Origin of the sequence: Micromonospora lacuserhaii (genome assembly GCF_036902735.1) — a bacterium.
GTDB lineage: Bacteria > Actinomycetota > Actinomycetes > Mycobacteriales > Micromonosporaceae > Micromonospora.
The window spans coordinates 100,489-112,709 of the sequence record NZ_JBAKHO010000001.1 but is presented as its reverse complement, the minus strand read 5'-3'; the positions used below and the strand labels follow the sequence as shown (position 1 = coordinate 112,709).

The 12,221-nt window shown below is 73.5% G+C and carries 10 protein-coding genes; 5 read left to right on the top strand and 5 right to left on the bottom strand.

Annotated elements, in window-relative coordinates; all coding sequences use genetic code 11:
- Positions 1 to 3: 3 nt before the first annotated feature.
- From V6U81_RS00505 to V6U81_RS00490, 4 genes are all read right to left on the bottom strand, one after another.
- Positions 4 to 1,071 (bottom strand): NADH:flavin oxidoreductase/NADH oxidase, encoded by a 1,068-nt coding sequence (locus tag V6U81_RS00505; RefSeq protein ID WP_334482701.1) that lies wholly within the window; start codon positions 1,069 to 1,071, stop codon positions 4 to 6.
- A 113-nt stretch (positions 1,072 to 1,184) separates the two neighbouring features.
- Positions 1,185 to 2,477 carry a dicarboxylate/amino acid:cation symporter gene (locus V6U81_RS00500; RefSeq protein ID WP_334483154.1) on the bottom strand — a complete coding sequence of 431 codons (1,293 nt, stop codon included), beginning with the start codon at positions 2,475 to 2,477 and terminating at the stop codon, positions 1,185 to 1,187.
- A 204-nt stretch (positions 2,478 to 2,681) separates the two neighbouring features.
- Positions 2,682 to 3,338 (bottom strand): DUF998 domain-containing protein, encoded by a 657-nt coding sequence (locus V6U81_RS00495; protein WP_334482699.1) that lies wholly within the window; start codon positions 3,336 to 3,338, stop codon positions 2,682 to 2,684.
- Positions 3,331 to 4,296, bottom strand: a complete 966-nt coding sequence (locus V6U81_RS00490; protein ID WP_334482697.1) for a glutathione S-transferase family protein — start codon at positions 4,294 to 4,296, stop codon at positions 3,331 to 3,333. Before V6U81_RS00490 ends, V6U81_RS00495 begins: the two co-directional genes overlap by 8 nt.
- A gap of 102 nt (positions 4,297 to 4,398) precedes the next feature.
- On the opposite strand from V6U81_RS00490, the gene pcaF reads away from it, so the two are divergent.
- The 4 genes from pcaF (at position 4,399) to V6U81_RS00470 (ending at position 9,358) form a co-directional block, all read left to right on the top strand.
- On the top strand, positions 4,399 to 5,604 hold the full coding sequence (gene pcaF, locus V6U81_RS00485; protein ID WP_334482694.1) for a 3-oxoadipyl-CoA thiolase: 1,206 nt from the start codon (positions 4,399 to 4,401) through the stop codon (positions 5,602 to 5,604).
- 222 nt (positions 5,605 to 5,826) lie between these two features.
- On the top strand, positions 5,827 to 6,645 hold the full coding sequence (locus V6U81_RS00480; RefSeq protein WP_334482692.1) for an SAM-dependent methyltransferase: 819 nt from the start codon (positions 5,827 to 5,829) through the stop codon (positions 6,643 to 6,645).
- A 6-nt stretch (positions 6,646 to 6,651) separates the two neighbouring features.
- Positions 6,652 to 8,817 (top strand): putative bifunctional diguanylate cyclase/phosphodiesterase, encoded by a 2,166-nt coding sequence (locus V6U81_RS00475; RefSeq protein WP_334482689.1) that lies wholly within the window; start codon positions 6,652 to 6,654, stop codon positions 8,815 to 8,817.
- A 40-nt stretch (positions 8,818 to 8,857) separates the two neighbouring features.
- Positions 8,858 to 9,358, top strand: coding sequence for a DUF456 domain-containing protein (locus V6U81_RS00470; RefSeq protein ID WP_334482687.1), 501 nt, complete (start codon positions 8,858 to 8,860; stop codon positions 9,356 to 9,358).
- On the opposite strand, the gene V6U81_RS00465 is transcribed toward V6U81_RS00470, so the two are convergent.
- Complete coding sequence (locus V6U81_RS00465) at positions 9,351 to 10,256, bottom strand: sulfotransferase domain-containing protein (protein WP_334482684.1); 906 nt, start codon at positions 10,254 to 10,256, stop codon at positions 9,351 to 9,353. The genes V6U81_RS00470 and V6U81_RS00465 overlap by 8 nt on opposite strands.
- 290 nt (positions 10,257 to 10,546) lie before the next feature.
- Between V6U81_RS00465 and V6U81_RS00460 the strand changes: the two genes are divergently transcribed.
- Complete coding sequence (locus V6U81_RS00460) at positions 10,547 to 12,136, top strand: amino acid permease (RefSeq protein ID WP_334482681.1); 1,590 nt, start codon at positions 10,547 to 10,549, stop codon at positions 12,134 to 12,136.
- Positions 12,137 to 12,221 lie beyond the last annotated feature (85 nt).

The window sequence follows — 12,221 nt, the reverse complement described above, 5'->3', positions numbered from 1 at the left end:
GGGTCAGAAGGCGCGGGCGTACTGGGCGGGCCAGTCCGGCTCGGCGCCGAGCTTGGCGGCGGCGCGGCGCGGCCAGTACGGGTCGCGCAGCAGCTCACGGCCCAGGAGCACCAGGTCCGCCTCGCCGCCCGCGACGATCTCCTCGGCCTGCTCCGGCTCGACGATCAGGCCGACCGCGCCGGTCAGCACGCCGGCGTCGCGGCGGATCCGGGCGGCCAGCGGCACCTGGTAGCCCGGGCCGACCGGGATCGACGCGGCGGCCGAGGCGCCGCCGGAGGAGGCGTCCACCAGGTCCACCCCGGCCCCGGCCAGCTCGGCGGCGAGCGCCACGCTGTCCTCCACCGTCCAGCCGCCCTCGACCCAGTCGGTCGCCGAGATCCGGGTCAGCACCGGCACGTCCTCGCCGACCGCCGCGCGGACCGCCCGGGCCACCTCCAGGGTCAGCCGCATCCGGGCGGTCCGGTCGCCGCCGTAGGAGTCGGTGCGGTGGTTGGTCAGCGGGGAGAGGAACTCGTGCAGCAGGTAGCCGTGCGCGGCGTGGATCTCCACCGCGGCGAAGCCGGCGTCCAGCGCCCGGCCGGCGGCGGTGGCGAACGCGGCGACCACCCGGGCGATGCCGGCCTCGTCCAGCGCGGCCGGCCGGCGGTAGTCCGGCAGGAACGGGTCCGCGCCCGGGCCGACCGGGGTCCAGCCGCCCTCGGCGTCCGGCACCCCGCCCCGCTGCCGCTCCCACGGCCGGAAGGTGGACGCCTTGAAACCGGCGTGCGCCAGCTGCACCGCCGGCACCGCGCCGTGGGCGGCGACGAACGAGGTGATCGGCCGCCAGGCGTCGACGTGCGCGTCGGACCAGAGGCCGGTGTCCTGGGGGCTGATGCGTCCCTCGGGGACCACCGCGCTGGCCTCCGTGATGATCAGGCCCGCGCCGCCGATCGCGCGCGAGCCCAGGTGCACCCGGTGCCAGTCGGTGGGCAGTCCGTCCGGGCCGGCGCTGTACTGGCACATCGGCGCCATGGCGACCCGGTTGGGCAGGGTGACCGCGCGCAGGGCGAGCGGCGAGAACAGGGCACTCATGGGGGTGATCCTCCGGGACGGCAGACGGGCGGGGTGGGGCGGGGCCTGGCGGGCGAACAGTTCCGGGTGCGTTTCTTGTCGCTCCCACGACAAGAAACGCACCCGGAGGGAGATCAGGCGGGGACCGGCTCCAGCCGCTCGGCCGGGCGGTCGGTCTGGTCGGCGTCGACCAGTTCGCGCCGGCCGGCGGAGTCGTACGCGGCCCGGTCCAGGGTGCCCTCGCGAGCGGCGACGATGGTCGGGACCAGCGCCTGACCGGCCACGTTGGTGGCGGTCCGGATCATGTCCAGGATCGGGTCGATGGCCAGCAGCAGACCGGCGCCGGCCAGCGGCAGGCCCAGCGTGCTCAGGGTCAGGGTGAGCATCACGATCGCGCCGGTCAGGCCGGCGGTCGCGGCCGAGCCGACCACCGAGACGAAGGCGATCAGCAGGTAGTCGGTGACGCCGAGGTCCACCCCGAAGACCTGGGCCACGAAGATCGCGGCCAGGGCGGGGTAGATCGCCGCGCAGCCGTCCATCTTCGTGGTGGCGCCGAACGGCACCGCGAAGGAGGCGTACTCGCGGGGGACGCCGAGCCGCTCGACCGAGCGCTGGGTCACCGGCATGGTGCCCACCGAGGAGCGGGAGACGAAGGCCAGCTCGATGGCCGGCCAGGCGCCGGCGAAGAAGCGCACCGGGTTGAGCCGGCCGGCCGCCACCAGCAGCACCGGGTAGACCACGAAGAGCACGATCGCGCAGCCGACGTAGACGGCGGTGGTGAACTTCGCGAGCGGGGCCAGCAGGTCCCAGCCGTACGAGGCGACGGCGTTGCCGATCAGGCCCAGGGTGCCGAGCGGGGCGAGCCGGATCACCCACCAGAGCGCCTTCTGCACGATGGTGAGCACCGAGCGGTTGAACTCGACGAACGGCTCGGCGGCCTGGCCGACGAGCAGCGCGGCGGCGCCGACCACCAGGGCCAGGAAGACGATCTGGAGCACGTTGCCCTCGACGAACGCGCCGACCGGGTTGGTCGGCACGATGCCGGTGAGGAAGTCGGTCCAGGAGCCGGTCTTCTTCGGCGCGGCGGCGCCGGCGACGTCCAGGGTGACGCCCTTGCCGGGGTCGGTGAGCAGGCCGAGGCCGATGCCGATGCTCACCGCGATCAGCGCGGTGATGCCGAACCAGAGCAGCGTCTTCAGCGCCAGCCGGGCGGCGTTGGCCACCCCGCGCAGGCTGACCACGCTGACGACGATGGCGGTGAAGACCAGCGGCGGGACGGCCAGCTTGAGCAGCTGGACGAAGAGGCCGCCGACGGTGTCGAGGGTGCTGGCCAGCCAGCTCAGGTCGTTGGCGCGGGCGAGGAAGCCGAGCGCCACGCCGAGGACGAGGCCGAGCAGGATCTGCACGGAAAAGGGGATCTTGCGCAGGGCGGAAGCCATGAGGATGCGTCCAAGGTCTGGGGGTCGGAACGGGGCAGCGGTCAGGAGAGCGGCTGCGCCGGACAGACGCCGCTGGCCTGCAGTCGAAGGTCGACGTACAGGCGCACGGTCAGGTGCCAGACATTGGTCATCGCGAGGCGACGCTACTCCCGGCCGACCCACAGCCGGAAGGACCGGAAGGCGTGAGGCTCCTTACAGGTCCCGTTTCCCGCCCGTTGACCGCTTCGTCACGCCCTGAGCCACGCCGAGCACGGTCGCCGTGGCCAGCCCCCAGCCGGCGACCACCGCCAGCAGCACCCGTTCCAGGCCACCCACCAGGCCGCCGCGCCCCACCGTCACCATCGCCAGCCCGATCGCGCCGGAGAGCGGCAGGGCCAGCGTCACGCCGAGGGCCGCGACCCGGCGCAGCGCGGGCGCCGCCGCCGGCGACAAGAGCAGCGCCAGCATCGCGAAGACCATCGCCGCCACCGCCGCGATGCTCGACCCGCCGTGCACCAGGTCCGCCACCGTGGCCGCCTCGAACGGCGGCAGCGGGCACCCCGCACTGCACGTCACCACCCCGGAGAGCAGGGTGCACAGGCCGGCCGCGCCGAGCAGTCCCGCGGCGACCCGCAGCGCCGGGGGCAGCGCGCCGGCGAGCAGCAGCAGCGCCGCGGCCAGCGCGAAGACCCCGATCCGGTACGTCGGGGCGTACCCGCTGCCGGTGATGCCGGCCTCGCTGACGTACCCGGTCAGACCCGGACCGGGACCGGCGACCACGGCGACGGTCACCGCGACCGTGCCGGACAGCACGCAGCCGGCGGCGGCCGACGCCGCGGCGGCCCGGGCGGTGGTGGCGGCCTCAGCCACGCCCGTGCGGCGTGGTCCAGCCGTGCAGGTCCGGGCCGAGCGGCACGATGCCGGTCGGGTTGATCTCGCGGTGGGTGCCGTAGTAGTGCCGCTTGATGTGGTCGAAGTCGACCGTGTCGCCGAAGCCCGGCGTCTGGAACAGGTCCCGGGCGTACGCCCAGAGCACCGGCAGCTCGGTCAGCTTCTGCCGGTTGCACTTGAAGTGCCCGTGGTACGCCACGTCGAAGCGGACCAGCGTGGTGAAGAGCCGCACGTCCGCCTCGGTGATCGCGTCCCCCATCAGGTAGCGCCGCCCGGCCAGCCGCTCCGACAGCGCGTCCAGCCGGTCGAAGAGCGCCGTGTACGCCTCGTCGTACGCCTCCTGCGAGGTGGCGAAGCCGCACCGGTAGACGCCGTTGTTGACGTCCCGGTGGATCTCCGCCATCAGCGCGTCCATCTCCGGGCGCAGCTCGACGGGGTAGAGGTCGGGCGCACCGGGCGAGTGGAACCGCCGCCACTCGGTGGAGAGGTCCAGGGTCAGCTGCGGATAGTCGTTGGTGACCACCCGGCCGGTGCGGGTGTCCACCAGCGCCGGCACGGTCACCCGGCCGGTGTAGTCCGGGTCGGTGGCCAGGTAGGCCTCGGAGAGGAAGCCGATGCCGAGCACCGGGTCGAAGCCGTCCGGGTCGAGGGCGAACCGCCAGCCCCGCTCGTCCCGGATCGGGTCGACGGTGCCCAGCGAGATGACGTCGTCCAGCCCGAGCAGGCTGCGCACGATCCGGGCCCGGTGCGCCCACGGGCAGGCGCGGCACCAGATCAGCCGGTACCGGCCGGCCTCCAGCGGCCAACGGTCCTGGTCGTCGGGGCCGCCGCCCTCCGGTGAGGTGGAGTGCGGGGTGACCCGACCGGTGAACCGGTTGGGTTGGCGGACGAACGCGCCGCTGCCGGCGGTCTCTGCGCTGAACTGGGCCCGGGCCATGCCCCCAACCTAACCGCTGCGAGCGCGGATATCCTGGCGCCGGACGTCCCCGTGACCCGGCGGGCGCCGCCAGCCCCTTCCCACCCCCGAAGGACAGCGCCGATGACCGTGGCATACCTCGTGGCCGGAGTTCGCACCCCGATCGGCCGGTACGCCGGCGCCCTCGCCGGGGTACGCCCCGACGACCTCGCCGCGCACGTGATCCGCGAACTGGTGGTCCGGCACCCGGGGGTCGACTGGGCCCGCACCGACGACGTGATCCTCGGCTGCGCCAACCAGGCCGGCGAGGACAACCGCAACGTGGCCCGGATGGCGGCGCTCCTGGCCGGCCTCCCCGAGGAGGTTCCGGGCAGCACGGTCAACCGGCTCTGCGGCAGCGGCCTGGACGCCCTCGCCACCGCCGCGCGTTCCATCGTGGCGGGCGAGGCCGACCTGGTCGTCGCGGGCGGGGTGGAGAGCATGAGCCGCGCCCCGTTCGTCATGCCCAAGGCGACCACGCCGTTCTCCCGCACCGCCGAGGTGTACGACACCACCCTCGGCTGGCGCCTGGTCAACCCGTTGATGCAGCAGGGGTGGGGCATCGACTCGATGCCGGAGACCGCGGAGAACGTCGCCGCCGAGTACGGCGTCGACCGGGCCGCCCAGGACGAGTTCGCGCTCCGCTCCCAGCAGCGGGCCGCCAAGGCGCAGGCCGACGGCCGGTTCGCCGAGGAGATCGTGCCGGTGACCGTGCCGGCCGGCCGGCGGGAGACGAAGCTGGTCGAGGTCGACGAGCACCCCCGCGAGACCTCGCTGGAGAAGCTCGCCGCGCTGCCCACCCCGTTCCGCGCCGGTGGCACGGTGACGGCCGGCAACTCGTCCGGCGTGAACGACGGCGCCGTCGCGCTGCTGGTCGCCTCCGAGGCCGCCGTGTCCCGGTACGGGCTGACCCCGCTCGCCCGGATCGGCGGTGCCGCGGCGGCCGGCGTACCGCCCCGGATCATGGGGATCGGGCCGGTGCCGGCCACCCGCAAGCTGCTCGACCGGCGCGGCCTGTCGGTCGGTGACATCGACGTGGTCGAGCTGAACGAGGCGTTCGCCGCGCAGGGCGTCGCGGTCCTACGCGAGCTGGGCCTGCCCGAGGACGCCGAGCACGTCAACCCCAACGGCGGCGCCATCGCGCTCGGCCACCCGCTCGGCGCCAGCGGCGCCCGGCTGGCGCTCACCGCCGCGCTGGAGCTGCGCCGCCGGGGCGGCCGGCGGGCGCTGGCCACCATGTGCGTCGGCGTCGGCCAGGGCATCTCGCTGCTGCTGGAGTCGGCGGTCTGAGCCGTTCCGGCGAGGCTGCGGTGTCCCGCTCATCGGGACACCGCCAGCCGCCGTACCGGTTCCCCGGCCCGGGCTCGAAAAGCTGATCTCCCGTGCCCGGGCGGACGGGCCTAGAGTGGTCACCACGACACGATCCGCGGGTCGGCCGGTGCGGCTTCCGCGTGCCCGCGCGCGCCCCGTTTCACCGGTCCCCTCCCACGGCGACGAACTGGGGCGAAGCAGATGCAGATGCCGGACGGAACTCCCGCCGAGATCGACCTGAGCCGGCCCAGCGCGGCCCGGGTCTACGACTACTTCCTCGGCGGTGCGCACAACTTCGAGATCGACCGGCAGCTCGCCGAACAGATCGCCAGCATGACGCCGAACCTGGCGGCCACCATGCGCTCCGGCCGGGAGTTCCTGCGCCGGGCGGTCCGCGTGCTGCTCGACGCCGGCATCGACCAGTTCCTCGACATCGGCTCCGGCATCCCCACCGTCGGCAACGTGCACGAGGTGGCCCAGGGCGCCAACCCGCAGGCCCGGATCGTCTACGTCGACATCGACCCGGTGGCCGTGGCGCACAGCCGGGAACTGCTGGCCGGCAACGACCGGGCCATCGCCATCCGGGCGGACCTGCGCGAGCCGAAGCTGATCCTCGACGAGGCCCGGTCCAGCGGCCTGATCGACTTCGACCGCCCGGTGGGCATCCTGCTCGCCGGGGTGGTGCACTTCATTCCGGACGTCGACCGGCCGGGCGACATCCTGGCCGCCCTGCGGGCCGCCGCCGTGCCGGGCAGCTTCCTGGTCATCTCACACTCCACCTTCGAGGACCAGCCGCAGGAGATGCTCGACGCGCAGCGGCTCTCGGCGCGTACCGCCACCGAGATCACGCTGCGCTCGCGCGCCGAGATCACCGGCTTCTTCGGCGACTGGACGGTCCTGGAGCCCGGGGTGGTGCACATGCCGCTGTGGCGGCCCGACTCGCCGTCCGACGTGGACGAGCACCCCGAGCGGTTCGGGGCGTTCGGCGGCGTCGCCCGGTACGACCGGTCCGCCGGCTGAGTCGACATGTCCGCCGTCCCGGATCCCGGTGGAGACGACTTCAGCCGTCCGGGCGCCCAGGGGTACGCCGCGGAGTGGGCCCGCGCGGTGCGCCAGCTCGGTTTCGTCCCGCTCAGCGCGGACGAGACCGAGCGGCTGCTGCTCGGGCACACCGTCCGGCTGGCCCAGGCCCTGCTGGCCGAGGAGTTCTCGGCCCAGCCGGGAGACGACGTGGGTCGGGCGCTGGTGCAGGCCCACCTGACCGAGCCCGGGGTGCTGGACTGGTCGGTCCGCGCCCTCGGTGAGCGGTTCCTGGCCCGGGTGCTGCCCGCCCGGGCCGACCTGCCCGAGGCCGTCGACCGGGTCGCCGCGTTGCAGGGCACCCTCGCGTCCGGATTCTCCCGCGCACTGCGGGACCGGACGTTCACCCAGCAGGAGCGGATCGCCCGGTCCGCCTGGCAGGCCCGGGACGCCGTCGAGCAGGCGCTGCGGGACAGCGAGGCCCGGTTCCGGGCCGTCTTCACCGGCGCGGCCATCGGGATCGGCATCGCCGGCATCGACGGGCAGATCATCGACGTCAACCAGGCCTTCGCCGACATGCTCGGGTACACGATCGAGGAGCTGCGGCAGACCAACGTCGCGGCGCTGTTCCACACCGACGACGCCGCCGGCATGTGGGAGCTCTACCAGGAGCTGATCGAGGGCAAGCACGACGCCGCCCGGGTGGAGAAGCGCTACCACCGCAAGGACGGCAGCATCGTCTGGACCGACCTGGCGGTGTCGCTGATCCGGCACGACGACGGCCGACCCCGGTTCACCGTGGCGATGATCGAGGACATCACCGAGCGGTACGAGCTCCAGCAACGGCTGCGGTTCCAGGCGCTGCACGACCCGCTCACCGGCCTGCCCAACCGCACCCTGTTCTTCGAGACGCTGGGGCAGCTCTTCGAGAGCGCCGGCCCCGAGCAACGGATCGGCGTCTGCTTCCTGGACCTGGACGGCTTCAAGGCGGTCAACGACAGCTTCGGCCACGACCTCGGTGACCGGCTGCTGGTCACCATCGCCCGCCGGCTCGCCGACTGCGTGGCCGGGCAGGGCCACCTGGTGGCGCGGATGGGCGGCGACGAGTTCGTCATCCTGGTCCGGGGCGGGGAGAGCATCGACGACGCGGTGGGGGTCGCCGAGCTGGCCCTCGCCGCGGTCTCCGCCCCGGTGCTCGTCGGCGACCAGCAGCTCGCCGTGTCCGCCAGCGTCGGGGTGGTCGAGTGCCCCGCGGTGGAGACCAACGTCTCCGAGCTCATGAAGGCCGCCGACACCACCCTCTACTGGGCGAAGGCGGAGGGCCGTGGCCGGTGGGCGGTGTACGACCCGGAGCGCAGCGCCGCCGACATCGCCCGCTCGGCGCTCGCCGCCGGCCTGCCGGCCGCCCTGGACCGGGGCGAGTTCGTGGTGCACTACCAGCCGATCGTGTCGCTGCTGGACGGCTCGATGCTGGCCGTGGAGGCGCTGGTCCGCTGGTGCCATCCGGAGCTGGGCCTGATCGGGCCGGACCAGTTCATCGGGCTGGCCGAGGAGACCGGCCTGATCGTCCGGCTCGGCGAGTGGGTGCTCGGGCAGGCCTGCTGGGACGCCCGGGCCTGGCATCGCGAGTTCCCCGAGGCGCGGCTGGTGGTGAGCGTCAACCTGGCCGCCCGGCAGGCCGACGATCCGGCCATCGTGGACACCGTCTCGTCGGTGTTGAGCCGTACCGGCCTGCCGGCCGAGCTGTTGCAGCTGGAGCTGACCGAGAGCGCGGTGATGGGCACCGCCGGGGAACCGTTGCGGTCGCTGCGACGCCTCGCCGGGCTGGGCGTACGGCTGGCCATCGACGACTTCGGCACCGGGTACTCGAACCTGGCGTACCTGCGCCGGTTGCCGATCCACTGCCTGAAGCTGGCCGGCCCGTTCGTGGAGGGGATCCGCGCCGACGACTCCGACGCCCCGGCCGACCACCGGGACGAGCGGATCGTGGACGCGCTGGTGCGGCTGGCGCACGCGCTGGAGCTCTGGGTCACCGCCGAGGCGGTGGAGACGCAGGCGCAGGCCGAGCGGCTGCGGGCGCTGCGCTGCGACACCGGTCAGGGCCGCTGGTTCGGCGCGCCCGTCCCGGCGGAGGAGATCACCGGCCGGCTGCGCGGGGAGGCGGCGGCGTGAGCGGCCCCCGGCCCGCCCGGCGGCGACGAAGGGTGGCGGTGTGAGCCTGACGGACTCTCAGGCGGCGGTCTCGGTGGTCGCCGCCCTGGCCATCCTGGCCGGGCTGGCCGGGGTGGTGGTGCCGGGCCTGCCGGCGCTGCCGCTGTGCTGGGGCGGGGTGCTGGTCTGGGCGCTCTTCGGCGGCGCCGGCCCGGGCCGCTGGGCGGTGCTCTTGCTGGCCACCGTGGTCGCGGCCGGCGGCACGGTGGTCAAGTACCTGTGGCCGGGGCGGCACCTGAAGCGGACCGGGGTGCCCACGTCGTCCCTGCTCGCCGGCGGGGTGCTGGGCCTGGTCGGGTTCTTCGTGATCCCGGTGGTGGGGCTGGTGCTGGGCTTCATCGGCGGGGTGTGGGGCGCGGAGCGGCTGCGGCTGGGCAGCAACCAGCTGGCCTGGCCGGCGACCGTGCAGGCGCTCAAGGCGGCCGGCCTGTCGATGCTGGTGGAGTTCCTCGCCGGCCTGACCGTGGCCGCCCTCTGGGTGGCCGGCCTGCTGCTCACCTGACCGCCGGCTCCGCCTCCCCGAGGCTGCCGTGGTGCAGCCAGTGCCGCAGGTCCGCCGGGGCCAGGGCGGCCAGCCGCCGCTGGTAGTGGGCCTCGTCGGCCGGGGTGAGGAGCTGGCGCCACTGCCCGGACGTGCCGCTGCGGAAGAACCGCCCGCTGTCGGCGAAAAGACCGAGCCGTTCGTCCGGGACGAGCTGGGCGGCCCGGTCGCGCATCCCGCCGAAGGTGGCCGCCCGGACCAGACCGGGCCAGCGCGCCTCCGGTACCTCGATGCCGAGTCGGGCGGCGACCAGCCGCATCCGACCGGCCAGGTCGCGGGAGAGGTCGGCGTAGTGCAGCAGCAGGACCTGCTCCTCGTGGCGCCGCGCCCAGGCGTCGGCCAGGTGCCGGACCGTGTCGGGCAGGTCCTCGTCGATCCATTCCAGCAGCCGCAGCCTCGGGTCGGCCGGGCGCGGCTGCCGGGGCCCGTCCGGCTCCGGTCCGGCCGCGGCGAAGAGCCGGGCGAGCACCGCGCCGTCCAGGTTGGCCCGGTGGTGGCTCATCGACACGGCGACGTCGCGCGGGTCGCGCCCCACCACGAGGTACGTCACGCCGGGCGCGGCGGGCAGGCCGTCGAGCGGGGTGTGCGTCTTGATGATCCGGCGGTGGGTCTGCCGGTCCAGGGCGTCGCGCACCTCCCGGGCCGGGCGCAGCCGCATGTCCAGCCAGGGGGACAGGACGGTGAGCGGGGCGGGCAGCTCGGCGCTGCCGTGCACCAGCAGCGCGCAGATCATCTGGGCCCAGGTGGTGCCGCACTTCGACGGGGTGCTCACCACGATGTCGTCCGGCCGGAACGTGAAGCCGTCCCACCAGCTGCTGTCGGTGAGTCCCGTGCGGTACCGGCGGAGGGGAGCGGTCATCGCCGCACGTTAGCGGAGAGGCGGCGGCGTGGGGCGTCCGTCGGGTACGGCAGAGCACGCCGTACGTGAGAGAGAGGTGGACGCCCCGCGCCGCCGCGGACCGGGCGTTGCCGAGCGCCCGGTGGAGACCCGTCGCGAGCGGGCCTGGTCACGGGCCAAAGCATGCGCCCACGGCGGATTGTCCGGCAACGCAATTTGCGAGTTCCGCCGTCGCGGTGGATTGACCGGCGTGATCGACGGGACGAGACTCGGGCGCACTCGTACCGGGGACCACCTCCAGGAGGTGTGCAGTGGCCACGACGCCCGCGCCGACCGCCGAGCAACCGATGGACGACGACGCCCGACGGCTCGCCGAACTCGGTTACCAGCAGGAGTTGCATCGCAAGTGGAGCGGCTTCTCCAACTTCGCCATCTCGTTCTCGATCATCTCGATCCTGGCCGGCTGCTTCACCACCTTCGGCCAGGCCTGGAACAACGGCGGCCCGGTCGCCGTCAGCTGGGGCTGGCCGCTGATCTCGCTGTTCATCCTGATCATCGGCTTCTGCCTGGCGGAACTGGTCTCGGCGTACCCGACCGCGGGCGGCATCTACTGGTGGGCGGCGAAGATGGGCCGCCCGGTGCACGGCTGGTTCACCGGCTGGCTCAACCTGATCGGACTGGTCGCGGTCACCGCGTCGGTCGACTACGGCTGCGCGACCTTCCTCAACCTCACCCTGTCGGCGCTCTTCGACGGCTGGGAAGGGACGCTGCGCCAGGCATTCCTGCTCTTCGTGATCATCCTGGCGCTGCACGGGCTGATCAACATCTTCGGGCACCGGATCATCGACGTACTCCAGAACGTCTCGGTCTGGTGGCACGTGGCCGGCGCGGCCGCCGTGGTGGCCATCCTGCTCCTCGTCCCGGACGACCACCAGAGCTTCCGGTTCGTCTTCACCGAGCGGTTCAACAACTCCGGGTTCGGCGACGGCGACACCGGCGGGCTCACCTTCTGGTTCTACGTGCTGCCGCTGGGCTTCCTGCTCACCCAGTACACGATCACCGGCTTCGACGCCTGCGCCCACGTCTCCGAGGAGACCCGGGGCGCCTCGAAGGCCGCCGCCCAGGGGCTCTGGCGGTCGATCTTCTACTCGGCGGTCGGCGGCTGGATTCTGCTGCTGGCCTTCCTCTTCGCCGCCACCGACGTGGAGGCGATCAACTCCGCCGGCGGGTTCTCCGGGGCGATCTTCGAGACGGCGCTCACCCCCTTCTTCTTCAAGGCCGTCATCATCATCTCCACCATCGGCCAGTTCTTCTGCGGGATGAGCTGCGTGACGTCGATGTCGCGGATGACGTACGCGTTCAGCCGGGACCGGGCCGTGCCGGGCTGGCGGCTCTGGTCGAAGGTCGACCGCAACGGCACCCCGGTCAACGCCATCATCGGCGCCACCGTGGCCGGTCTGGTGCTCACCCTTCCCGCCCTCTACGAGAGCCCCTCCGGCATCCCGGTCGCCTTCTACGCGGTGGTCTCGGTGGCGGTGATCGGGCTCTACCTGTCCTTCGTCATCCCGATCGCGCTGCGGCTGCGGATGGGGGACCGGTTCCAGCCCGGGCCGTGGACGCTCGGCCCGAAGTACAAGGTGCTCGGCTGGATCGCGGTCGTCGAGATCGCCGTCATCTCGGTCTACTTCGTGCTGCCGATCGTCCCCGCCGGGGTGCCCGGGCACGCCGACTTCAGCTGGTCGGCGGTGAACTACGCGCCGCTCGCCGTCGGCGGGCTGCTGCTCGGCGTCGCCGTCTGGTGGTACGCCTCGGCCCGGAAGTGGTTCACCGGTCCCCGCCGTACCGTCGACCTGCCGGCGCAACGCACCACGGACGCCGCACCCGCCGACGAGCCGGCCTGACCACGGCCCGCGGGCCCCGCGTTTGCCGGGGCCCGTCGGGCGGGCATTGACGGTGATCGGATCGACGAGTAGACCTTGGTGATGG

What these genes read in the sequence shown, in the direction of transcription:
- V6U81_RS00505 (WP_334482701.1), bottom strand. Translation starts at nt 1,071, where the DNA reads ATGAGTGCCCTGTTCTCGCCGCTCGCCCTGCGCGCGGTCACCCTGCCC.
- V6U81_RS00490 (WP_334482697.1), bottom strand. Translation starts at nt 4,296, where the DNA reads ATGGCCCGGGCCCAGTTCAGCGCAGAGACCGCCGGCAGCGGCGCGTTC.
- pcaF (WP_334482694.1), top strand. Translation starts at nt 4,399, where the DNA reads ATGACCGTGGCATACCTCGTGGCCGGAGTTCGCACCCCGATCGGCCGG.
- V6U81_RS00480 (WP_334482692.1), top strand. Translation starts at nt 5,827, where the DNA reads ATGCAGATGCCGGACGGAACTCCCGCCGAGATCGACCTGAGCCGGCCC.
- V6U81_RS00475 (WP_334482689.1), top strand. Translation starts at nt 6,652, where the DNA reads ATGTCCGCCGTCCCGGATCCCGGTGGAGACGACTTCAGCCGTCCGGGC.
- V6U81_RS00465 (WP_334482684.1), bottom strand. Translation starts at nt 10,256, where the DNA reads ATGACCGCTCCCCTCCGCCGGTACCGCACGGGACTCACCGACAGCAGC.